The following is a 22,077-nucleotide window of genomic DNA, read 5'->3' on the forward strand; positions in this document are numbered from 1 at the left end:
CCTTCCTGGAGGTGATGCTCAATCAATGTCATGGCGCGTGCCCTCGCAGCGTGCGCGGCGACCGTAGCGCGCCGGCTCAAGGGAGCGAGATGACCACCTTCCCGAACTGCGCTCCGCTGGCCAGGTACTCATAGGCCGCGCGTGCCTCGTCGAAGGCGAACACGCGGTCCACCACCGGCCGCACGCCCTGCACCGCCAGCGCGCGTCCCAGTGACTCCAAATCGTCCCTGCTGCCCGTGGACACCGCCTGCAACCGCACGATGCGCCGGAAGGCCCGCGCCAGGTCGAAGCGCGCCGTGGGGCTGTCCAGGAAGCCCACCAGCGTCACCGTCCCGCCCACTCGCACCGCCTCAATCGAGCGTGCGACGCTGTCTCCGCCCACCACGTCCAGCACCTGGTCCGCCCCGCGCCCCTCCGTCAACGCCCGCACCCTCGCATCCCACTCCGGCTCCGAGCCCGTGTGGATGCCGGCCGTCGCACCCAGCGCCATCGCCCGCTCCAGCTTCGCCGGGCTCCGCGACGTGACGAGCACCCGCGCTCCCGCCATGCGCGCCAGTTGGAGCGCGAACAGCGACACCCCTCCCGTCCCCTGCACCACCACCGTGTCCCCGGGTCCCACCCGGCCTGTCGAGAAGAGCGCATGCCACGCGGTGACTCCGGCGATGGGCAGCGTGGCGGCCTCCGCGTCCGTCAGGTGCGCGGGCGCGGTCACTGCCTCGTCCTCGTGGACGCACGCGTATTCGCGCAGCAGCCCGTCCAGCGGGCCGCCCAGCCTCCGGCGGGTGTTCTCCTCCGTGGGCCCGCCGCGCACCCAGTCCGGCACGTACACGGGAATCACCCGGTCCCCGACCTTGAAGCGCCGCACCTCCGCGCCCACGGCCACCACCTCGCCCACGCCGTCCGAGACGGGCACCAGCGGGCGCGCGAAGTTGCCGTACGTCCCCTGCAGGATGACCCAATCCCGGTAGTTCAACGACACGGCGCGCAGCTTCACCAACAGCTCACGCGGCCCGGGCTCCGGCACCGGCCGCTCCGTCAACACCAGCGACTCCAGGCTGCTTCCTTGCCTCAATTCGTAGGTCTTCATGCCCGGAACATGCGCCCGGACCGGGGCTGCGGAAATGAACGTCCTTGCACGTCCAACGTGCAAACATGCACGGCCATGCTCCAATGGGATGACCTGCGCTATTTCCTCGCCGTGCACCGCCACGGCACGCATGCCGCGGCCGGACGCGCGCTGCGTGTCGCGCCCACCACCATCGGCCGGAGGCTGGCCGCGCTGGAGACAGCGCTCGGCGTGAAGCTCTTCCAGCGCACGCCCACGGCGCTGGTGTTGAGCGAGAGCGGCAAGCAACTCCGAGCCCACGTCGAGCGCGTGGAAGCCGAGGTGCTCGCCTCGGAGCGCGAGCTGTCGGGTGCGGACCGGCGCGTGTCCGGACCGGTGCGGCTCACAGCGGGCGACGGCATCTCGACGCACCTGCTCGCTCCCAGGATGGCGGAGCTCCAGCAGTTGCATCCCGAGCTTCGGATGGAGCTGCGCGCGGCCAACCTCGCCGTGGACCTGTCCCGCCGTGAGGCGGACGTCGGCCTGCGCCTGTTCCGCCCGCGTGAGCAGTCCCTGGTTGCCCGCCGGCTCACCACCTTCACCTTCGGCGTCTACGCCAGCGAGCCCTACTTCGCCCGCCGGGGCCGTCCGTCCGGAATGAAGGACGCGGCCCGGCACGACTGGCTCGGCCCCGAGTCGGCACAGGACGCCACACCGCCGGGACAGTGGCTGCGCCGCCACGTCCCCTCCGCGCGCATCGTCCTGCGCTCCAGCGCCACCACCGTCCTCATGTCCGCGTGCGCCGCGGGCCAGGGGCTCGCCATATTCCCGGAGCTGCTCGCGGCCGCTGACTCGCGCCTCGTGTCCGTGCTCCCGCGCGCCGCTCTCCCCACGCGCGAGCTGTGGGCCGTCACCCATCAGGACCTGCGTCACAGTGCGCGCGTCGTCGCCGTCATGGACTGGTTGGCGCGGCTCTTCCCGTCGCGCCCGGGCTGATGCGCCGTCAGCCGTCCCGAGGCGCGCCCGTCTCGCTGACCATGCCCACGTCTCCCATCGAAGGCGTCCAGCTCGTCGAGGACTTCACGCCCGAGTCCCTGAAGCTGCTGGAGCACCTCCAGCGCTCCATCACCTGGGACACCCGCATGCGCGCACGGCTCACCGCGAGCTTCGGCGCGCCCTACGACTACTCCGGCATCACCTACCCGCACGTTCCCATGCCACCGGAGCTCGATGCGCTCGCGAGGGATGTGGAAGCCGCCGTGCGGCATCCCATCACCAACTGCCTCATCAACTTCTATCCGGATGGGGACTCCTCAATGGGGTTCCACTCGGATTCCTACGCGCACCTCGAACCGGGCACCACGGTGTCCATCGTGAGCCTGGGAGGACCCCGGACGCTGCGGTTCCGGTGCAAAGACGCGAAGGAGCACGTCGTGGACGTGCGCCTCGACAGCGGCTCGCTGCTGGTGATGCAGCAGCACGTGCAAGACACCTGGCTGCACGCACTCCCTCGCGAGCCCGGTGCGCGGCCTCGGATGAGCCTCACGTTCCGCTACATCGTCTGAGCTTGAAGCCCGCGCCTACGGCTCCTTCGCCGGAGGCTCCGGCGGGCGCGACCGCTTCACGGGGAGCCTCCAGCCGAGGCGCAGCGACACGAGCCGCAGCGCCCCGCCCACCACCATGCCCGCGAGCAGCGCCAGCTTCGGGTGCCCCGCCCGCGAGAAAGCCAGGCAGACGAGGCTCGCGGCCAGCGCCGCCGTGGCGTAGTAGCCCGGCACGGCTCGCATCAGCGCGGGCGTCTGCCGCGTCAGCACGTCGCGGATGATGCCGCCTCCCGCCGCGGTGATGACGCCCATCAACACCGCCGTGCCCGGATGCAGTCCCACCTCCAACGTCCGCTGAGTCCCCGCCACCGCGAACGCGCCCAGCGTCAGCGCGTCCAGCGTCGCCAGCAGCTTCACGCCCGGCCCGTGCCGCAACTCGAAGAGGAACGCCACGAGCGCGCCCAGGAAGGCCACGGGGACATACCCCGGCCGCACCAGCGCCAGCGGCGGCCCTGCCTGCAGCAGCGTGTCGCGGATGATGCCGCCGCCGACACCCGTGACGAGCCCCAGCACCAGGTAGCCCATCAGGTCCATCTTCCGCCGCTCGGCCTGCAACGCGCCCAGCACCGAGCCCGCGAACACGCCCACCAGGTCCACGATGAGCGTGCCCAGCGAGATGACCTCCTCGGGGACGACGGGTGTCAGGTCGATGGCCATGGACCGCGAGGCTGCTACTTCACCGCCGCCGCGTCCATGGTCTCGCCGCAGGGGCTCTTCACCGGTACAGGTCGTGGTGCTTCACCCATGCCATTGGATGAGGGAGCCCCTGCTCGTCGCGGCCCTTCGGCACCAGGTCCAGGAACTGGTACGCCGTGTTCATCAGTTCGATTCCGCGCGCGTAGCAGGAGTACGTGTGGAAGAGGTCCCCCCGCTCGTCCTTGTAGAACACGCTGATGCCGGGCATGTCCGACATGGAGTGCTCGAGCGGCCCGTAGTTGTACGTCGCCCGGTTCGCGGCGAGCTCCTCCGGCGTGAAGGAGACGCCGTAGTCGAAGTTGAAGTCCGTCCCTTCTGAGGACACCCACTTGAAGCTCCAACCCAGGCGCTTCTCGAAGGCCTGGAGCTTCGAGAACGGCGCGCGGGAAATCGCGGCGAACGACACGTCCCGCTGCGCCAGGTGCGGCACGATGCCGTTGAAGTTGTCAGCCCAGAACGAGCAGCTCTTGCAGCCCGCCTCCCACTCCGGGGCGAACATGAAGTGATACACGAGGAGCTGGCTGCGTCCCTGGAAGAGGTCCGAAAGCGTCACCTCGCCCTCGGGCCCCTGGAAGACGTAGCGCTTGTCCACGCGCACCCAGGGAAGCTCGCGCCGCTCCTGGCTCAGCGCGTCCTTCGCGTGGGTGAACTCCTTCTCCTTGAGCAACAACTGCTTGCGCGCGGACAGCCACTCCTCACGCGAGACGACTCGGTGGTTCATCACGGGCCTGCTCCTTTCGGTCGCCGCACGGCGCGGACCTTTCCGCTCGGCCCACCGCCGCAGAAGAACAACTCCCCTCCGTCCGACTCGAGCCCGGACACTCCGACGCCGGGAGGCATTTCGAGTCGTTCCAGCACCTCGCCCGTTTCCGGATGGATGCGGCGCACGTCGCTCGTGTCGTTCTCCCAGGTGCCGTGCCAGAGCTCTCCGTCCACCCACGTCACGCCCGTGACGAAGCGGTTGGACTCGATGGTGCGAAGAATCGCGCCCGTCTCCGGGTCGATTTGATGAATCTTCCGGTCCCGGTACTGGCCGACCCAGAGCGAGCCCTCGGCCCAGGTGAGCCCGGAGTCCTTGCCGCCTCCGGGTGCCGGAATCGACTTGAGGACCTTCCCCGTCGCCGGGTCGATTTTGTCGATGCGGGCCTCCGCGAGCTGGAACAGGTGCTTGCCGTCGAACGCGGTGCCAGCGTCCGAGGCGACGTCCAGCGTGCGTACGGGCTCGCCGCTCGCGGGGTCGAAGGCAACGAGCTTCTCTCCGGTGGCGGCCCAGACGTGGAGGCCGTCGTGCGTGACACCGTGCACCCGGCCGCTCCCCTCGAACGGGCCGTATTCCCGCACGACCTCGGCGGGCCGCACCCGCTCCGGCCGTTGCGTCTTCGCTGTGCTGCTTCGATTGTGCGTCATGGCGTGGCGCCTCCTGCTCCCCACAATCAGTACCCAGCCTGCAGCGCCGCGGGGAGTAACAAGGTCGTCGTGAATCCGGTGAGCGGGGGCGACAGCCAGCGCTGGGCGCGAGCGCGTCCCACGGAGTGCACCCGGCCCGAGGCCTCCAGCCCGGCGAGCGCCCGCTGCACCGTGCGCTGGCTCTCGCCGAGCGCCAGCGCGAGCGCCGAGGTCGACCAGGCTTCTCCATCGGAGAGCAGCGCGAGCAGCGACGCGGAATCTCCGTCGATGGGCGGCAGGAGCACGGAGACGGAATGGGCAAGTCGCGGCGTCAGCGCGAAGCCGCTCGGAGTGGCGTCGACACGGGCCAGGGGCGCGAGCACCGTGCGAAGGCGTCCGGCCTCCACTCGAAGGCGCACGCGATGGGAGTCGTTTGCTCGGCGCGCGCCGAAGACGCGGGCAATCAGGACGTCGCGGTCGACGCCTCTCGGCCAGGCCTCCGCCAACGCGCGCGCCAGCGCGAAGAGCACCGGCCTCCGCGCGAGGGAGACTTCCCGGTCACCGCTTCGCACCGTGCGATGACAGGCGTCGACGACCAGCTCGCCCGAGTCGAACACGGCCTCCACGTCTTCGAGCAGGAGTGCGCGCTCGGAGCCCGCGCGAAGCTGACGCGCGGCGGGCCGCTCGAGCGCCGCGCGGGCCTGTTCGACCTCGGCGACGAGGGCGGGCACGAGCGCGCGCCGGGCGGCCTCGTGGGCACGTTCGAGCGCGTCACGTGCCGGGCGGGTCCGGACGCGGCGCAGGGCGATGTCGGCTGTGAGCAACTCCGCGACGGCCACGAGCGCGGGAGGCATGCCGCGCGCCTCCAGACGTGCGAGCGAAGCCTCGGCCTCGTCGATGCGACCGAGCAGCAGGAGCCGGCGTATCGCGATGAGCCGCGCATGCAGTGCATTCACCCGGTCGCCCCGGGATTCGAGCGTCTCGAGCGCGGCTTCGAGCGCGCGCGGAGACGCGGTGAGGTCTCGCACCGCGAGGGCCACCTCCGCCTCGGCCACACGGCAGCGCGCTCGGGCAAGGTCTTCGCCGGGACCAAAGCCACGCGCGGCACGTCGGAGCAACTCACGCGCCCGCGCATGCTCTCCAAGCTGGGCCATCGCGATGCCACGCAACGCGAGCGCGGGAGCGTCCTCACGCAGGGCCACGCGCTTCAAGGCCCCCAGCGCATCACCGGCGGAGAGTGCCCGCGCGGCCGCGGCAATCATCGAATCCATACGGGCAGGCTACTCGTGCGGTACGGATTCGCGCCGCGCTTGTTACTCCCAGGAGTCGGAGCGGCTGAATATGGATGGTCCATGCGGACCTCGCCTCACGGACCTCGCGCCGAGCCGCGCCGACTCAAGCGCATCGCACTCCTGCCCCTGCTCGTGGGCGTGCTCGTGCCCAAGTGCCCGGTGTGCATCGCCGTCTATCTCTCCGCCATCGGCACCGGGGCGAGCGTCGCGCGTGGAACGGCCCCGCTCGTCGTCCAGGCTGGGAACGCTCTCGTCGCCATCGCGATTGGCGTCCTGGGCATCCGCGTGGTGCGCGCACGCCGCGCCGGGATGATCGCCCTGTTCACCCTCTCCGCGGCCGCGCTCCTCGTCCTCGCGTGGGCCTTTCCGCTCCTGCTCTGGCCGCGCCTCGTCGCGCTGGCAGGTGTCGGTCTCTCCGTCCTTCGCACGCAGCGCGTCACGCGCACGGCGGCCGCCCACGCACCGGCCCACGAGCGTCAAGCAGGCCCGCGGAGGACAATCTCTCCCTCGGAAATCGAGAGCAGGCAGGCAGGTTTCACAACTCGCGGACAGAAACGTTTTGTGTACCACCGGCTACGCCGCGAGTGACTTCCGCCCACTCCCGCCGTTCTGCCATGTTGCAGGTGTCACTCCCCCCGGAGAGCCTCATGCGCCGACTCGGCCCCGCGTTCTTCCTCGGTTCCGCGCTGTTGCTCGGTGCCTGCAAGAAGTCCGAGCCCCCCGCCCCCGTGGCTCCTCCGGCTCCGACGCAGGCGAAGACCGCGACTCCCGCCCCCGCGTTCACCCTCTCCTATCTCCAGGACGCGCCCAACGCGGGCTGCACGTGGACGCGGCACGACACCGGCGGCGCGAAGAAGGTCCTCTTCACCGCCGACGCCGCCTGCGAGCGGCTCGCCCTCGCGTGGAGCCCGGATGGCAACCAGGGCGCCGTCATCGACCGGGGCACCAGCACCGTGAAGCCGCGCGCCTGGCTGGTGGACGTGCAGTCGGGCCAGGGCCTTGCGCTCGCGCTGCCGGAGCTGGGCCACACGGACGCGCTGGGCTTCGACGCCGCGGGCCACCCCATCGCGCTCGTGTCCCAGGTGGAGGACCTGGTGCGCAGGGCGGACGGCGCCAGCGAGTACTTCCTCTTCGAGGGACAGCACATCCCCATCACCCAGCCCGAGGGCGGCCCCGGCCTCGCGCACGCCTTCCGCCGCGAGGGCGACGCATGGAAGCGCGTGGAGACCGTGGCCACCGTCTACGAGTCCGACTCCGCCGCGGGCACCAGCGCCCTCACCACCGCGGGCGTGCTGGTGTCCTCCACCTCGGCCGTGGACCCGGACGCGCCCGCGCCGAACACCTTCGCCGAGGGCAGCGAGGACGCCGCCCGGCTCGACGCGGTGGTGAAGGAGAAGGGTCACGACAAGTTCGGCGAGTGGGTCTCCATCGAGACGGACGGAGGTCCCCTCTACGCATGGCGGGCCACCGCCGAGCTGTCCGCGCTGATGCCGCCCCTGCGCTGGGAGGTGCAGGACAAGCTCATGGAGCCCGAGGAGCTCGCCCTCGCCCCCACGTCCTCGGTGGACCTGCGAGTGCGCGGACCGCTGCTCCTCGTCGCCTCCGACAAGGCCGTGCGCGTCTACGACGCGAAGTCGAAGCACCGCGTCTTCGCGCTCGACGGCGTGCACGCCACGCGCTTCTGGCCGAAGCAACACACCGTCACCGCCGCGGTGCCCTCCGACGCGGCCACTCCGCAGTAGCCGCCGCGAAAAGAGCACGGGCGGTCAAATGGCCGCCGCGCGCCCCCGCTACCATCCTCCGCGCCGTTCCACCCGAGCACGCGGAGACTCGAAGATGCATGCGGAGTACCTGAAGCAGGACGAAGACCTCGTCATCATCGGCCCGGCGATACGCACCTCGTCCGAGAAGGCCGCCCGGGACATCCCTCCCTTCTGGCAGCGGTTCATGCGGGAGCACCTGCCCGCGCTGAAGGACGCGCGTGACGTCTACGCCGTGTATTGCGACTACGAGAGTGATTACCGCGGCCCCTACACGATGGTCATCGGCACGAGAGTCGACGCGAAGGCCCCGGTGCCTGAAGGCCTGCACAGGGTCGTCCTCCCTCGCGGCGAGTATGCGCGATTCATCGCCCGGGGAGACCCGGCCCAGGCAGTCGTGCGGACCTGGGCCCACGTCTGGCAGGCCTGGGAGCGGCGCGGAGAACGGCGCTACGCCGCCGACTTCGAGCGTCACGAACTGGCTGCCATGGCTCGGGGCACCGTCGAAGCCGAGGTCTGGGTCGGCTTGGCCTAGGGGGTGTCCCTAAACGAGGGAAGGTGTACTGCGACCGGGGGAGGCTGTCCTGCCCTCGGCCGGCTGGTGGCAGGTGGGGTTGCACTTGAGCGGAGCCGTTGCCTACCCCAGTGGATGCACCGACATGAGCTCACCGACAAGGAATGGGAGCGCATCCAGCCGCTCTTGCCTCCCCGGCGGGGACGGCACTCGCTCAAGGGCGAGCGCCTGTTCGTCAGCGCCGTGTATTGGCTCACCCGGACCGGTTGTCCCTGGCGAGACCTGCCACGTCGATATGGCAAGTGGAAGTCCGTGTACAACCGCTTCAACAATTGGTCGAAGCGGGGCGTGTGGGAGCGGCTCTTCAAAGAAGTGCAGGTGGAGTCGAATCCGCCCGTGCCTCGCGAGGAAGCGTCCATTCTCGATGGCACCACCGTCCGGGCACACCTGGACGCCGCGGGAGGAAAAGGGGGGCCCAACACAACGCTCTGGGACGCTCTCGAGGAGGTTTTTCGACCAAGGTCCATGCCCTCGTCGACGTCCGAGGACGGCCACGCCACATCGAGCTGACGCCGGGCCAGCGGCACGAGATGACCAAGGCCGACGACCTGCTGGTGCACGCGGTGGGCGAGGCATGCATCGCCGACAGCGGATACGATGCGGACTGGTTCCGCGCCCTGCTCAAGTTCTTCGGCATGAAGGCCGTCATCGCCTCCAAGCCGGAGCGCCCCAGAGCCTTTCCGAAGGACCGGAAGCTCTACGCCCTTCGTTATCTGGTCGAGAGGTTCTTCCATGGACTCAAGCGCTTCCGCCGCCTGGCAACGCGATATGAGAAGACGGCCCGTAACTACCTTGCCCTCATCCACATCGCCTGCACTCGGATGTGGCTCAATTAGGGACACCCCCTAGTCCGCGATGCGGACACGGACCTCGGTGAGCAGCTCGGCTTCCGGCGTCCGCTCGGGGTCGTTGAGGTAGTGCTCGATGACGGCGTCCGGCGCCGGCTCGTATCCGCTGGTGGGGAACCACCGTCCGATGACGTCGAGGTACGTCTCGCCCAGCCGCGCGTAGGCGCCCCGGTGCAGGCCGACAGCGTACGTGCCTCCGGGGAGGTCCATGACCTCGACCTCGTCCGTGGCGGCGAAGTCCTCGCCGACGGCGATGCACGCATCGAAGCGCAGCAGCTCCTCCGGAGTCACCGCCGGGTCGTCCGGGCACACGCCATAGAGAGCGGGCTCCGAGCCGAGGAGCCCGTGGCGCGAGGCCCACGCCATCAGCCGCCCCCAGAGCGGCCCGAGGTCCGCCCAACTGCCGCGGTGGCGCATGAAGGCCACGCGAAGCGCAGGGTACTCGCGCACCTGCACGTCCACTCCGGGCGCGTCGGCATGGGCCTGCCTCCAGGCGAGCACTCGCGACGCGGGCTGCTCGCGGAACTCGGACGGAGGCACGCCGAAGCGTGAGATGAACGCGCGGGTGAAGGCCTCGTGGGACTCGTAGCCGGCGTCGAGCGCGACGTCGAGCAGGCGCGCGTCACCATCGGCGCGGAGCCTGCGCGCGGCCCGCTCGAGGCGCAGGCGGCGCACGTGCTCCATCACCGTCTCTCCCATCCGCGCGCGGAAGATGCGGTGGAAGTGGTGCAGCGAGAAGTGCGCCGCCCGGGCCAGGGCGGCGGGGTCGATGGGCGCATCCAGGTGCTCGTGCAGCACCTGCTGGGCCCGCAGCAGCCGCCGCTGGTAATCGGCTTCCGTCGTCTGACGACGTGGCATGGTCAGCGGGAGAGCGCCGACGAGGCCAGAATCATGGCCGTGTAGAAGCCGCCGCACACGAAGCAGAAGAGGACGGGCGCCGCGAGCGCGCCGAAGGCGGCCTTGCCCCAGCTCGTCGAGTGCAGGCTCCGGTAGGCGAGCACGCGCAGGGCCATGGACCACAGCGGGGCCACGTACATGCCGCAGAAGGGAATGAGGCCCAGCAGGTAGGTCGCCTGCGACAAGGCATTGCCCCGCAGCGTCACCTCGAATGGCTGCTCCGAGGCGCCCACCAGCTTGAGCACGAGGTGGTCCACGGCCGCGAGGAACAGCGTGCCGACCACGCCCATGAGGGGGGCGATGACCATCATCACGGCGAACATGCCCGCGCCGAACACCCGGAACATCGCCGGGTTCATGTTGTCGGCACGCATCGTCTCGTCCGACGGAAACGGGAACACGGCCATGAAGACCATGTAGATGAGCATCGTGGTGAAGGTCGCCGCGACGTTGCACAGCAGGGAGAAGCCGGCCGAGCTGCCCAACGTGCCGCCGGGCCTCAGTTGCTCGAAGGTGGGGCCCGGACGGAACAGGACGTCCATGCACGTCTCCCAGAAGGCGCGCAGTGTGCCGACCTCCTCGCGCCGGTCCCACGCCACCTCGCCCATCGGCATGCGCTCGTGGCACGCGGCACAGACAATCTCGCCGCGAGGCCCCTGCCGCAGGCACTTCGCGCACGCGAAGCTTCCGCAGCGGCCACAGGCTCGCAGGCTGCGGTACTCCGGGTGGACGGCGCAGACGGCGTCACCGGAGCCGGGCGTGGCCTCCGTCAGCAGCGAGGCACCACACATGCCGCAGGACTCGGCGCCCGGGATGATGAAGGCGGGACAGTAGGGACAGGGAATGCGCATGAGCGCCCCCATCCTCGCACGGCGGCGCCCGCGCGCCATGGGGTCTCAGGGCGTCTGCTGCCGGGGACGCACGAGCCCATGGTCGTCCGGCACCGGGCCGCCCCCGCCCCGCTCCACGCCCGCGCGGCTCGCGGACTGGGACGGAGCAGGCGCCAGCTCACGGGCCCGCCGGGCCTGGCGCGCCGCGGCCTTCGCCTCGGCCTTGTGCCCCTGTGCGCCCTCGCGCTTCGCCAGCGCCTCCCACAACTCGGGCGAGTCCGGGTGCAGCGACACCCCCGCGCGCAGCAGCCCCAGGCCCACCTGCGGAGACTCCGCCTCGCCCACGCGCTTGAGCAGCCCACCGGGAGCCAGCGTCAGCGCGCCCTGCGGCGTGGCCAGGGCCTCGCGCAGGTGCGGGAGCGCTTCGTCGTCCCGCTTCGCCGCCAGCAGCGCCTGGGCCAGCGCCACCCGCGCGTCCACGCTGCGCGGCTGCAGCTCCACCGCGAACTCCAGCCAGCGCAGCCGCTCGGCGGACTTCTTTCGCAGCGCATACCCATCGGCGATGCGCAGCAGCTCATCCGCGTAGTCCGGCCGCAGCTCCGGAGCCCGCGCCGCGGCCTCGCGCATCGCGGCCCAATGACGCTCCGGGCTCTTCATCTCGTCCAGCCGCTCGCGGCGCAGCGCCGGCACCTCGGCGCGCTTCCAGCTCGCGACGAAGCGCAGCAAATCCTCCCGCAGCGGCCCGCCGAAGCGCTCCGTGTCCGGCAGGTCCTGCGCGTCGCACGCGGCCAGGTAGTCCGAGAAGAACGACAGCGGTCCCTCGGCGGGGTAGGTGCGCAGCCGCTCGGCGCCGTGGGCCTTCTCCAGCGTGCGCGCCATCTGCGCGCCCACGCGGATGAAGACGGAGCCCAGGCGCGGGTCATGCGCCCCCTTGATGCGCTCCAGCGCGGCGCGCGGGTCCTTCGCAATCTCCTTGCGGTCCAGCAAATCGGAGACGCGCGCGAAGGCGCCGGGCACATCTTCGTCCGGCGGCAGCGAGCCCGGCCCGTGCGTGGCCCACAGGTGGTACGCGAGCCCGTAGCTGGCGATGCGGCCCAGGCCCTCGTACACCACCGCGTCCACCGCGTCCGCCAGGTGCGCGTCGCGCCGGGTGACGCCGTCCTCCAGCACCTGCTCCATCACCCGGATGGACAGGCGCCGCAGCCGCTTCGCCTCGCCCTCGATGTTGGTGGCCAGGGCAATCACCGTGTCCTCGGCGGGGAACATCACCAGCAGCGTCGTCGTCTCCGGCTGCCCGCCCGCGTGCGCCACGAGGTAGTGGCCGCGCAGCGGGTACGTGGCGAAGCCCATGCCGTAGTCGGTGAGGCGCCCGTCCGTGGTGACCATGGACGCCTGCATGCTGCCCATCGTCTCGCGGGACACCAGCGTGTTCGCCAGCACCGCGCGGCCGAAGCCGAGCATGTCCCCCACCGTGGCGCGCGTTCCGCCGCCGCCGAAGCGGCTGGACACGTCCAGGAAGCGCGAGGGCTTCAGCGCGCCGCCCACCACGCGGTAGCCCACGGCCTGGTGCTCGTCGCGCGTGGCGGTGATGTCCAGGTCGGCGTGCTCCATGCCGGCGGGCTTGAAGACGTGCTCGCGCAGGTAGTCGCGGTAGGACTGGCCGGACGCCGTCTCCACCGCCGCGCCGAGCAGGTTGAAGCCCCACGTGCTGTACAGGTAGCGGGTGCGCGGCTCGAAGGCGAGCGGCTTGTCCGCGAACATGGCGATGGCCTCCTGCGTGCTCACCGCCTTCACGTTGTTGCTCGACGAGGTGCCGTCATACGTGGGCACGCCGCTCAGGTGGCCCAGCAGGTCATGCACGGTGACGGGCCACTGCTTGCGAGGGTAGGACGGCACCAGCGTGCTGATGTCCGCGTCCAGGCTCAGCTTCCCCTGCTCCACCAACTGCATCACCGCCACCGCGGTGAAGGACTTGGTGATGGACGCCATGCGGTACGTGGTGCGCGGCGTCGCGGGCAGGCGGCGGGCGATGTCTCGCTGGCCATAGACACACACCCAGCGCTGGTCGCCCCGCGTGACACCCACGGCCATGCTCGCCACGGGGCCCTGTGACAGCTCCGCGCGGACGATGGCGTCCAGCGCGCACTGGGCCTCGGCAGGGAACTCGCGAGGAGTCCCTGGCGCCTGGCCCTCCTCCGAGCCACCAGCGCCGACGGGCTCGCACACCGGTGCGTTGCGCGGCGCCGCCCACGCGGTGATGGGCCCGACGAGCACCAGGACGGCGGCGACCAGCGACTTCAAGGATGAGGCGCTCATGGCGCGGCCTCCGCGGTGGGAGCGGGCTGGGGAGTCTGAGTGCCCGTCCCGGGCGACAGGGCGGCCACGCGGCCGGCGCCGGGCGGAGTCTCCACCCAGGCGCGCAGCAGCGCGTCCGTGACGAGGTGGCCGAGCAAGTCCAGTCCCCGGCCACGCGGGTGCACGAGGTCATCGTGCATGAAGCCCGCCTTGTAGAAGCGCGCCAGCGAGCCCGCGCCGCCCATGGCGGTGTACGTGTCGAAGAAGGCGCAGCCCTCGGCCATGGCGATTTCGCGCTCGGCGCTCACGACGGCCTGGAGGAAGGGGCGCTGCTTGAAGGTCTGCGCCTTGCCGTGCGTGTCGCTCACCGCGTCCATGGGCCCCACCACCATGCAGGCGCTGGACGGGGCCGCCGCGCGGGCGCGACGCAGCAGCGTCTGGAGGTCCGTGCGCAGCTTCGCGAGGTCCATGCGCTTCCACTCGAGCCGCTTGGACTCGTTACCGCCGAGGAAGAAGAGCATCAGCTTCGGCTCGCGCTCGGCGAGCTGCGCGCGGAGCATGGCGTCGTCCACGCGCGCATAGAGCCCCGCGTCCGCGGAGGGCACGCCGAGCATGTCCAGGATGATGCCCGGGCGCGCGTGCTGGAGCACCACGCCCTGCACCACCGCGCCCTTCGCCTCGGCCACCACGTCGAACGATGTGGCACCGGTGGGCAGCTCGAAGTGGGTGGCGTGCGCGGCGCCGTCGCCGGTGGGCTCCGTCTTCGCGAGCACCTGCCCGCCGCTGGACACGGTGAGCGCGCCGCCCTTCGGCACGTCCAGCCACCAGAGCGTGCCCCGGGACTCGCCGTCCAATCGGAAGCGGCCTCGCGCCTTCGCGGCGGTGGCCACGTGGTACACGCCGGTGATGCCGAAGGGCAGTGGCGGAGCGCGCAGCTCTCCCAGCGTGCGCGGCTGCCAACCGCTGGCGCTGTGGCTGGAGCGGCTCCGGCCTCCGTAGGGCGCCATGCGGTCCACCAGCAGCAGGCCGCGGCCGGAGCTCCCGAAGGCCATGCCGAGGTCGTCGCGAAGGATGTCGACGATGCGGTCTCCGGCGATCAGCGAGTTGCCGAAGGCCTCGATGACGGTGGGGCCCGAGGCGCGGCCCACGGCCAGCGCATCCAGGGCGTCGAAGAAGGGCCCGAGCGCCGTGCGCGCGCAGCCGCTTCCTTCCGGCACCGTGCACGGGTCATCCACCTGGGCACCCGGGGCACCGAGCTTCTCCGCCAGCTCCTGGAGCGCCTGCGTGCGGGGCGGGCGAGCAGGCATCACCCGGGCGGGTGCGGCGTCGTGCACGGTCGCGCCGGCCGGTGCGACCGTGGCGCCGCGCACGGTGGTGGGCGCCGACTCGGGCGCGGCCGGCAGGATGGATGTGGGCGTGAGGCGTCGCGGCTCCGACCCGATTTCACAGGCAGCCAGCAGGCCACCGGCCAGGACGGGGAGCCACGCCCGCCTCCACCGGACTTCCGAATGCGTCATGCGCCGGGGAGCGTAGACGAAAGCCCCCGCCCACGCATGTTCCCGGCCGGGCCCGGTGCTCCCCTGCCCGCTGGAACGTTCCGCTCCCATCGCGCGCGCCGCTCGGCGGAAGCGGCGCTCCGACGCCTCTCGGACAGCCCAACCCACGAGAACGAGCCCTGCAAACCTGCAAGGTCAAACCTCGAACATCCTCACTTCACTTGGGGGACGCCTGCCCCAAATTATCCGCCGCTGCTTATGGAGAAACCAAAGAACAGGGTAGCGAACTGGACGCGGTTGCATCGGCGGTTCGGCGACCACGTACGCAAGCTGAGGAACTCGCGCGAGCTCACGCAGGAGAACCTGGCCGAGCGCAGTGACCTCTCCGTCGACGCCATCCGTCGCATCGAGCGCGGCTCGTTCTCGCCCTCACTCGACACGCTGGGCAAGCTCTCGGTGGGCCTGGACGTGTCGCTGAAGACGCTCTTCCAGGGCTTCGAGCGCGAGCGCACCGATGCCGTGGCGGAGATTTGCGACTTCCTCTCCCACCGCTCGGGCCGGGAGGTGCAGCGCGCCTGGCGCGTCATCCAGGCCCTGTTCGAGGAGCACTGACGCCCTGACGGCTCACCGCGTCCGCGCCGCATGGTGCAGGAGCGTGGCGCGGCTGGACACGCCCAGCTTGTCGAAGACGCGCTGGAGGTGTTTCTTCACCGTGCCCAGCGAGCACTTCAGGTCCTCCGCGATGAGCTGGTTGTCCCAGCCGCGCAGCACGCCCGCCACCACCTCCGCCTCGCGCGCCGTGAGCCGCTCGCGCCACGCCTGGGGCAGTGGTGTGCCGTGCGGCGTCTCGCGCAGGAGCAGCGCCCACTCGCGCCGGCCCATGCCATCCGGTGGCAACGGTACGTAGGTGACGCGCAGGTCGCGCACCGCGCCCTCGCGCACCCAGGCGTCCGGGGGTGGCGTCTCCAGGCCCCTCGCGTGGGCCAGCCGGGCCAGCGGCGCGAGCAGGGCCAGCGGGAGTCCGCCGGGCCCGCGCTCCAGCGGGGAGAACCATTGCTCCAGCAACGCGGTGGCGTGCGTGGTGCGCATCACCTCGCGGCCGGAGGATGACAGCACGATGCACTCGGTGCCCTGTTGGTGCGAGAGCGTGTCCAGCAGCGTGGCCCGGCGCGACTCCTGGCCCAGCAGCCGGCAGTTGCGCACCGTGTTCACGAGCATCGGCGTCAGCCGCTGAAGGAGGGCGCGGTCCCGGTCCGAGAAGGGCCGCTGTCGCTCGCGGTACAGCGTGAGGCCGCCGTGCCAGTCGCCTCGCACGTCGAGCAGCACGGACATGACGTGCCGCATGGGGAAGCCGATGCCGTGGCAGCGCTGGTACAGGGCGGTGCGCTCCAGCGCGCGGGGCGCCACCATCTCCGAGTCTCGCAGCACGACGTTGGGCCGGTGGACGACGGCGTCGCGCACGAAGTCCACGGCGGACAGCTCGGCATAATGGGTGACGAAGGCCTCCGGCATCCGCGTCACCACCCAGTCGTAGCCGCCGGGCAGCTCGGGCTGGGAGACGCACATGGCCGCGCAGTCCGTCGGCAGCAGCCGCGCGAGCAGCCCGTACGCCCCGTCCAGCACCTCCGCGAGGTTCAGCGAGCTGCCCAGGGTCTCCACCAGCTCCAGCACGAGCCCCTGCTCATGACTGTCGAGCTGCAGGGACGGGCCTCCCATGCGTGGCACCTCCGGGGTGGAATGGGTGGGTAGAGTAACACCCTGTCACCTGCAACGGGCCGTCATGCGCGCTCCCGCCGGCCCCGCCCAGGCACACCGAAGCGGAAGGAACCGTCATTCCGCCCGCCCCGGCCCGGCCCACGGGCTGGAATGAACCGTCATTCCACTCCGCCCCCACCGCCGTGTAGACCTGAGCGGAATGAACCTTCATTCCACTCCAGCCCCCTCGCCGCTCCGGGTGCGCGTCACCGCGCTGGTGCTGGCGCTGCTCGTGCTGGTGCTGGGATTGGCCTCGCGCTCGAAGTCGGTGCCGTGGCCACCGTTCTTCGCCGAGTACGCGGGGGACACGCTGTGGGCGCTGCTGGTGTTCCTGCTGCTGCGCTTCCTCGCGCCCACGCGACCCGTGCTCCACGTGGCGGCCGTGGCCCTGGCCTTCTCCTTCGCGGTGGAGCTCAGCCAGCTCTATCAAGCTCCCTGGCTGAACGCGGTGCGCAGGACGCTACCGGGCCGGTTGGTGCTGGGCGCGGGATTCCTGTGGAGCGACCTCGTCTGCTACACGGTCGGCGTGCTGGCGGGGCTCGGGCTGAGCGCCGCCCTGCGCCTTCGCGCGGCTACACCTGCGTCTTGACCACGTCCTTCAGGCCGGTGGTCGCCTTCTCCACCACCCGACTCACCAGGTCCAGCTCCTGCGTGTAGCGGTACATGGACGCCTGGAGCGACAGCAACTCCGCGTTGGAGAACGGCTTGCCGGAGCTGGCCTCCTGGATGATGCGGTCCAAATCGCGCTGCCCCTGCTCCAGCGCGCGCACCACATTCGTGACGGCGTTGAGCGTGGGCCGCTCCGTAGGGGCCACCTCCTCCACCACGTGCACGGGCTGCGCGGCCGGCGTGCCGGTGACGCGCGCCTTGTCCGCGAGCACGCCGTCGAACCGCGACTCACCCTGCTTCTCCACGGCCGCGACCTGCTGCTGCTGCGCGGGCAGGGGCTGCGCGGGGGGAACACCCGTCATCGGGCTCGTCATGGGCTGCCTCCTTCAGGAACATGCGTTCCGGAAGCAGCAGTATCCCCGCAGCCCCTGACACCCTCCGCGCCGCTCAGTCCGTCAGCAGCACCATGAGCATCTGCGCCAGGCTCTTCGCGTCCGCGTGATTCGGGTCCAACTCCAGCGCATGGTCCGCCATGACGCTTGCCTCCGCCAGCCGCGCTGCATCCTTGAGGTACAGGCCATAGGCGTAGAACGCATCCGCCGACTTCGGCTCCTTCTCGATGCGCTCGAGCAGCGCCTTCTCCTCCGCGTCCGGCGGAGTGAACGCGCCACTCGGTGGGCACGGGTCGCCGTACTGGCCCTTGATGCGCTTGGAGTACGTCCCCGGCGCCAGCGCCTTCACCGCCTTGAGCAGACCGCTGTTGTCCGAGCCCTTCCCCGCGTCACACAGCCCGAGCACCGCGATGTGCAGCCCCTTGTTGAGACCCGGGAAGTCATCCGACTTGTGCACCCCGAGATAACCGCCGGAAGCCAGTCGCACCCAGAGGACCTTCGCCTTCAGCGCGTCGAATGCGGCCTGCGCCTGCGCCTCCGTCTTCCCGCCCCCGATGATGATGATTTCGTACATCCGGGGCTTCGGCTCCCGTTCCTGGGCCGAGGCACCGAAGGGAAGCAGCGCGACGAGGAGCAGCAGGCGAGCGTTCATTCCGCCACTCTATTCGACGCGTGCCGCCCGCCCCCTGGAGGACGACGGGAGAGCAGCCGGCCAACCTCCGAGCACTGAACATTCCTGGCGACTGCCTGCCACCGCTTCCACCCTCGAATGCGGACAGGTGCGCGAGGGAGGGGGACGGAGATGTGGCATCGGTGGCTGCCCGCCGGAGGTCTGGCGCTGTGCCTGGTTGCCTGCTCGAGCGAGCCGAAATCGCGGCAGGAACCGGAGGACCAGGCGCCCACCGTCGAGGAGCCCGACGCGGGCGCACCGCCTTCTCCCGCGCCCGAGCCCAATCCCTCACCCGAGCCGACGCCGGACCCCACTCCGGACACGCCGCCCGAGGAGACACCCGCGCTGACGACGTGCGCGCCCGAGCCCTCCGGCGACACCGTCCCGGTACCCGAGGCCGAGCGCAAGGCGCGCCATGACTACGCCTGCACCGCGATTGCGCTGGAGGGCGCCGTGCTCTCCACCTCGGGCGCACCTGTCGCGGGCGCGGCGGTGACGCTGGGAAATGAAACACGGCAGACCGGCGCGGACGGGCGCTTCCGCTTCCCCGTGCTCGCGCGGCACAACGCGCTCCTCTCCGTCGAGGCGGAGGGCTTCCGTCCGTCCCTCGTCGCGGTGGAGTTGCGGCGAGGCCTCTCCGAGAAGCTCGTGAGCCTGCCCCCGCTGCGGCTGACGCCGAGGGACGGAGGCGTGCGGATGCTCTTCGGCGGCGACGTGTCGCTGGGGCGGCGCTTCCTCGACCCGACGGACCAGACGCCCAGGGACCGCCTCCCCGAGGACCACTCCGACGCCCTCATCCAGGTCTCGGACCCGCTGCCCGGCACGAAGGAGGTCTTCACCCACGTCCGTCCCTATTTCCAGGCGGCCGAGTTCCGCGTCGTGAATCTGGAGACGCCGGTGACGGACTCGCCGAAGACGCCGCACGGCTCGAAGGACTACGCCTTCTTCACCCTGCCCGGCTCACTGCACGCGCTGCCGTGGCTGGGCGTGGACTACGTGAGCCTGGGCAACAACCACGTCTACGACTACCTGGACGCAGGCCTGCAGGACACGCTGCGCCACGTCTCCTCCGTGGGCCTCCACGCCAGCGGCGCGGGACGCACGCCGGACGAGGCCTTCACGCCGTGGCGCACGGAGCTCGCGAGCACGCCGTACAGCTTCGTCTCCATGTGCTCCATCAGCGGCGAGGGCGAGGACCACCCCTACGTCGCCGGCCCCACGCAGGGCGGCGCGGCGGACCTGCGGGACACCGCGCGCATGGCGGCCACCCTCGGCGCGGAGAAGGACGCGGGGCGCGTGCCCATCGCCATCCTCCACACGGGTGTCGAGTACAGCGAGCGGCCCGCGGGCTTCACGGCGCAGCAGATGCGCACCGCGGTGGACCAGGGCGCGGCGCTCGTCATCGCCCACCACCCGCACATCCCCCAGGGCTTCCTGCGCTACCGCGGCGTGCTGGTGGCGCAGTCGCTGGGCAACCTCGCCTTCGACCAGGACCGCCTCGAAACCATGGTGGGCCTGATGACGGAGGTGGAGCTGCACGGCGCCACCGTGTCCCGCGCGCGCGCCCTGCCCGTCTACATCGAGGACTACCGCCCGCGCCCCATCTCTGGAGAACTGGCGGAGCTCTCCCTGCGCAACCTCTCCGAGCTGTCGCGCGAGGGCGGCGTCACGCTGGTGCCGCAGCCCTCCTTCGGAGAGCTGTTGCCGGAAGGCCAGTCCGCCGCAGTCGCCGAGCGCACGGTGGACGTGCCGGTGACGGTGGACGCGAGCGGCACGGCGACGGTGGACCTGCGCCCCTTCCGCCAAGAGGGCGAGTCCCTGGCCGTCGCGGAGCTGCTCGGCGCCAACGGCCAGCGCGTCCAGCCGAAGCGGCTGCGCGCGGGGCGGGACGTGCTGCTGCACGGTGACTTCGAGGACCACGACGTGGACGCCGACGCCAACGAGGCGGCGCGCTGGGAGTTGGACGGCGGCGCGGGCTTCGTGTGCCAGGACGGGCCGCACCGGGGGGCCGCGGCGCTCTGCCAGCCGCGCGGCGCGAGCGACAGGCGGGACGCGGTGGTGGACCTGCACAACCGCCTGCGCCTGCCGGGCTTCGCGGAGGGCCGCCCGCGCCAGGACCTCACGCTGGTGGGCTGGCTCAAGGGGAGCGGCGCGGGCGCGTTCCGCGTCGTCGTCCAGTACCAACCCATCCAGTTCTACAACGTGTTCGGCGAACAGGACGCCCTGCGCCATCCGGGAGGCACCTTCGAGTGGACACAGGTCAGCACGGACCTGCGCTTCCCGAGCTCGCCGCCTCGGCCGGACCTCTACAACGCGCCCTGGGCGCTCCAGCTCGCGCTCCATGCCTCGCCCCCAGGCAAGGGAGCAGGCGTGCTCGCGGTGGACGACCTGGCGGTGGTGGCGTGGGAGCGCGACGGCGAGGACGGAACCCTGCGCCTGGAGACGCCGCAGCCCCGAGACTTCGTCCGGGTGGAGACAACCGCCGGTGTCTACACCCTGCATGTCATCTTCCGGAAGCACCGAGTGCCTTGAGACACTCGTCGGTATTCCCTCTTCCCATTCGCGGCGTTCTCACGACAATGCCGTCGTGAGCCCACCTTCGACCCCCGTCCTCGTCGTGGACGACGACCCCGACATCCGGGAGGCCGTCCAGGACATCCTCTCCTTCGAGGGGTACGAGGTGGTTCAGGCCGACAACGGCCGCGAGGCGCTGGACCTGCTCAACCGTCAGCCGCCGCTGCGCCCGTGCATCATCCTGCTGGATTTGATGATGCCGGTGATGGACGGCGAGGAGCTCGTCAGTCACCTGCAGAAGGTGCCCGAGCTGGCCGCGCTGCCCGTCATCCTCGTGACGGCCAGCGGGCGGGGCATGTTCCCGGGCATCAAGGCCATCATCAAGAAGCCCTTCGAGATGGACGAGCTGCTGGCGGCCGTTGCTGCACACTGCCATCCCTGAGCACGTCGGCGACCAGCTCTCGGAATGCGCGTGAGCCCGGGTCCGCGTGCGTGCGCGTGTGCCAGAGCAGCGACATGGTCATCGGAGGCGGCTTCGGAGTGAGCTGGAGCTCGAGCTGCTTCACCGGCAGCATGCGGCACAGGGACTCCGCGGTCCGCGCCGGCATCCCCACGATGAAGTCCGTCCGGCTGACGGCCACGGCCGCGGCGACGAAGGTGGACACCGTGAGCCCGATGTTGTGGGTGAGGCCGTGCTCCTTCATCAGTTGCTCGAAGAGCCGGTGGCCGACGCCCGGCCGGCCGTGGGCGAAGTGCAGGTCCACGTGCCGGGCCGCATTGAAGGCCTCCTTCGTCAGCACCGTCCCTCGGATGTGCGGATGGTCCTTCCGGGCGATGAACACCACCTGCTCCAGGTAGAGGGGGTCTGTGAAGAAGCCCTCCCTCGCGCCCGCCTGCTCGGGCCCGATGGCGGCGTCCACGTCACCGGTGGCGAGGCCGTCGCTCGCGACGAGGTAGTCGATGCTCACCAGGCGCAGCTTCGCCTGGGGCATGCGCCGGGCGAACGCCTCGACGATGAGCGGCAGGTCGTGCAGGTGCTGGTTGTCACCGAGGGCGATGGAGAACTGACGCGTGCTCTCCATGGGATTGAACTGGTGGCCATCCACGGCCGCCTGGAGCTGGGCCACCGCGGAGGTGATGAGCGGCCGCAGCGCCTCGCACCGGGGCGTGGGCACGAGCCCGCGTCCGCTGCGCACCAGCAGCGGGTCCCCCAGCACGTCGCGCAGCCGCGCCAGCGCGTTGCTCACCGCCGACTGCGTGACGTGGAGCTGCCGCGCCGCATCCGTGGCACTGCCCGTCTCCAGCACCGCGTGGAGCACCAGGAAGAGGTTCAGGTCCACCGCCGATAGATTCATGGCGGTGATTCTACACCTCATGAACCATCACTGTCGCCAACGGGTCGGCGCTCGTACCT

22 protein-coding genes and 1 pseudogene are annotated in these 22,077 nt (G+C 70.9%); 10 read left to right on the forward strand and 13 right to left on the reverse strand.

The window, feature by feature from the left end; translation table 11 throughout:
* Positions 1 to 76 precede the first annotated feature (76 nt).
* Positions 77 to 1,087 carry a zinc-dependent alcohol dehydrogenase family protein gene (locus ACVTJA_RS50635; RefSeq protein ID WP_465831892.1) on the reverse strand — a complete coding sequence of 337 codons (1,011 nt, stop codon included), beginning with the start codon at positions 1,085 to 1,087 and terminating at the stop codon, positions 77 to 79.
* A 75-nt stretch (positions 1,088 to 1,162) separates the two neighbouring features.
* On the opposite strand from ACVTJA_RS50635, the gene ACVTJA_RS50640 reads away from it, so the two are divergent.
* Together ACVTJA_RS50640 and ACVTJA_RS50645 are read left to right on the forward strand one after the other, a co-directional pair.
* Positions 1,163 to 2,041, forward strand: a complete 879-nt coding sequence (locus ACVTJA_RS50640; protein WP_465831894.1) for a LysR family transcriptional regulator — start codon at positions 1,163 to 1,165, stop codon at positions 2,039 to 2,041.
* Positions 2,041 to 2,610, forward strand: coding sequence for an alpha-ketoglutarate-dependent dioxygenase AlkB family protein (locus ACVTJA_RS50645; protein ID WP_465831896.1), 570 nt, complete (start codon positions 2,041 to 2,043; stop codon positions 2,608 to 2,610). Before ACVTJA_RS50640 ends, ACVTJA_RS50645 begins: the two co-directional genes overlap by 1 nt.
* A 15-nt stretch (positions 2,611 to 2,625) precedes the next feature.
* On the opposite strand, the gene ACVTJA_RS50650 is transcribed toward ACVTJA_RS50645, so the two are convergent.
* The 4 genes from ACVTJA_RS50650 to ACVTJA_RS50665 are packed head-to-tail and all read right to left on the reverse strand — an operon-like array spanning position 2,626 to position 6,002.
* Positions 2,626 to 3,306 carry a trimeric intracellular cation channel family protein gene (locus ACVTJA_RS50650; protein WP_465831898.1) on the reverse strand — a complete coding sequence of 227 codons (681 nt, stop codon included), beginning with the start codon at positions 3,304 to 3,306 and terminating at the stop codon, positions 2,626 to 2,628.
* A 58-nt stretch (positions 3,307 to 3,364) separates the two neighbouring features.
* Positions 3,365 to 4,066, reverse strand: coding sequence for a DUF899 domain-containing protein (locus ACVTJA_RS50655; protein ID WP_465840718.1), 702 nt, complete (start codon positions 4,064 to 4,066; stop codon positions 3,365 to 3,367).
* Positions 4,066 to 4,752 (reverse strand): Vgb family protein, encoded by a 687-nt coding sequence (locus ACVTJA_RS50660; protein ID WP_465831900.1) that lies wholly within the window; start codon positions 4,750 to 4,752, stop codon positions 4,066 to 4,068. Before ACVTJA_RS50660 ends, ACVTJA_RS50655 begins: the two co-directional genes overlap by 1 nt.
* A 26-nt stretch (positions 4,753 to 4,778) precedes the next feature.
* The gene (locus ACVTJA_RS50665) at positions 4,779 to 6,002 is read right to left on the reverse strand and encodes a helix-turn-helix domain-containing protein (RefSeq protein ID WP_465831901.1); all 1,224 of its coding nucleotides are present in this window, start codon (positions 6,000 to 6,002) and stop codon (positions 4,779 to 4,781) included.
* A gap of 81 nt (positions 6,003 to 6,083) precedes the next feature.
* Here ACVTJA_RS50665 and ACVTJA_RS50670 point away from each other — a divergent pair, with 81 nt between their 5' ends.
* From ACVTJA_RS50670 to ACVTJA_RS50685, 4 genes and pseudogenes are all read left to right on the forward strand, one after another.
* Complete coding sequence (locus ACVTJA_RS50670) at positions 6,084 to 6,611, forward strand: hypothetical protein (protein WP_465831903.1); 528 nt, start codon at positions 6,084 to 6,086, stop codon at positions 6,609 to 6,611.
* A 59-nt stretch (positions 6,612 to 6,670) separates the two neighbouring features.
* The gene (locus ACVTJA_RS50675) at positions 6,671 to 7,765 is read left to right on the forward strand and encodes a hypothetical protein (RefSeq protein WP_465831904.1); all 1,095 of its coding nucleotides are present in this window, start codon (positions 6,671 to 6,673) and stop codon (positions 7,763 to 7,765) included.
* Positions 7,766 to 7,859: 94 nt separating this feature from the next.
* Positions 7,860 to 8,318 (forward strand): GyrI-like domain-containing protein, encoded by a 459-nt coding sequence (locus ACVTJA_RS50680; protein ID WP_465831906.1) that lies wholly within the window; start codon positions 7,860 to 7,862, stop codon positions 8,316 to 8,318.
* Between the two features lie 114 nt (positions 8,319 to 8,432).
* Positions 8,433 to 9,193: pseudogene (locus ACVTJA_RS50685) on the forward strand (IS5 family transposase).
* 9 nt (positions 9,194 to 9,202) lie between these two features.
* Here the strand turns inward: ACVTJA_RS50685 and ACVTJA_RS50690 are convergent.
* From ACVTJA_RS50690 to ACVTJA_RS50705, 4 genes are read right to left on the reverse strand one after another with little or no spacing between them, the layout of a single operon-like run.
* Positions 9,203 to 10,063, reverse strand: a complete 861-nt coding sequence (locus ACVTJA_RS50690; protein ID WP_465831908.1) for an AraC family transcriptional regulator — start codon at positions 10,061 to 10,063, stop codon at positions 9,203 to 9,205.
* Positions 10,064 to 10,065: 2 nt separating this feature from the next.
* Positions 10,066 to 10,953, reverse strand: coding sequence for a YIP1 family protein (locus ACVTJA_RS50695; RefSeq protein WP_465831909.1), 888 nt, complete (start codon positions 10,951 to 10,953; stop codon positions 10,066 to 10,068).
* A 45-nt stretch (positions 10,954 to 10,998) separates the two neighbouring features.
* Positions 10,999 to 13,248 (reverse strand): serine hydrolase, encoded by a 2,250-nt coding sequence (locus ACVTJA_RS50700; RefSeq protein ID WP_465831910.1) that lies wholly within the window; start codon positions 13,246 to 13,248, stop codon positions 10,999 to 11,001.
* Positions 13,245 to 14,744 (reverse strand): GDSL-type esterase/lipase family protein, encoded by a 1,500-nt coding sequence (locus tag ACVTJA_RS50705; RefSeq protein ID WP_465831911.1) that lies wholly within the window; start codon positions 14,742 to 14,744, stop codon positions 13,245 to 13,247. Before ACVTJA_RS50705 ends, ACVTJA_RS50700 begins: the two co-directional genes overlap by 4 nt.
* A gap of 276 nt (positions 14,745 to 15,020) precedes the next feature.
* On the opposite strand from ACVTJA_RS50705, the gene ACVTJA_RS50710 reads away from it, so the two are divergent.
* Positions 15,021 to 15,335 (forward strand): helix-turn-helix domain-containing protein, encoded by a 315-nt coding sequence (locus ACVTJA_RS50710; protein WP_465831913.1) that lies wholly within the window; start codon positions 15,021 to 15,023, stop codon positions 15,333 to 15,335.
* A gap of 12 nt (positions 15,336 to 15,347) precedes the next feature.
* On the opposite strand, the gene ACVTJA_RS50715 is transcribed toward ACVTJA_RS50710, so the two are convergent.
* Positions 15,348 to 16,439 carry a helix-turn-helix transcriptional regulator gene (locus ACVTJA_RS50715; RefSeq protein WP_465831915.1) on the reverse strand — a complete coding sequence of 364 codons (1,092 nt, stop codon included), beginning with the start codon at positions 16,437 to 16,439 and terminating at the stop codon, positions 15,348 to 15,350.
* Positions 16,440 to 16,638: 199 nt separating this feature from the next.
* Between ACVTJA_RS50715 and ACVTJA_RS50720 the strand changes: the two genes are divergently transcribed.
* Positions 16,639 to 17,067, forward strand: a complete 429-nt coding sequence (locus ACVTJA_RS50720; protein WP_465831916.1) for a ribosomal maturation YjgA family protein — start codon at positions 16,639 to 16,641, stop codon at positions 17,065 to 17,067.
* On the opposite strand, the gene ACVTJA_RS50725 is transcribed toward ACVTJA_RS50720, so the two are convergent.
* The gene (locus tag ACVTJA_RS50725) at positions 17,051 to 17,461 is read right to left on the reverse strand and encodes an ATP-dependent helicase HrpB (protein WP_465831918.1); all 411 of its coding nucleotides are present in this window, start codon (positions 17,459 to 17,461) and stop codon (positions 17,051 to 17,053) included. The genes ACVTJA_RS50720 and ACVTJA_RS50725 overlap by 17 nt on opposite strands.
* A 73-nt stretch (positions 17,462 to 17,534) precedes the next feature.
* The gene (locus ACVTJA_RS50730) at positions 17,535 to 18,131 is read right to left on the reverse strand and encodes a hypothetical protein (protein ID WP_465831919.1); all 597 of its coding nucleotides are present in this window, start codon (positions 18,129 to 18,131) and stop codon (positions 17,535 to 17,537) included.
* A gap of 150 nt (positions 18,132 to 18,281) precedes the next feature.
* Here ACVTJA_RS50730 and ACVTJA_RS50735 point away from each other — a divergent pair, with 150 nt between their 5' ends.
* Both ACVTJA_RS50735 and ACVTJA_RS50740 read left to right on the forward strand, forming a co-directional pair.
* Positions 18,282 to 20,681, forward strand: a complete 2,400-nt coding sequence (locus ACVTJA_RS50735) for a CapA family protein (RefSeq protein WP_465831921.1) — start codon at positions 18,282 to 18,284, stop codon at positions 20,679 to 20,681.
* Positions 20,682 to 20,736: 55 nt separating this feature from the next.
* The gene (locus ACVTJA_RS50740; RefSeq protein ID WP_465831922.1) at positions 20,737 to 21,105 is read left to right on the forward strand and encodes a response regulator; all 369 of its coding nucleotides are present in this window, start codon (positions 20,737 to 20,739) and stop codon (positions 21,103 to 21,105) included.
* Here ACVTJA_RS50740 and ACVTJA_RS50745 read toward each other — a convergent pair.
* Positions 21,044 to 22,018, reverse strand: a complete 975-nt coding sequence (locus tag ACVTJA_RS50745) for a LysR family transcriptional regulator (protein ID WP_465831924.1) — start codon at positions 22,016 to 22,018, stop codon at positions 21,044 to 21,046. The genes ACVTJA_RS50740 and ACVTJA_RS50745 overlap by 62 nt on opposite strands.
* Positions 22,019 to 22,077: the final 59 nt, after the last annotated feature.

Source organism: Pyxidicoccus sp. M6 (assembly GCF_055568925.1).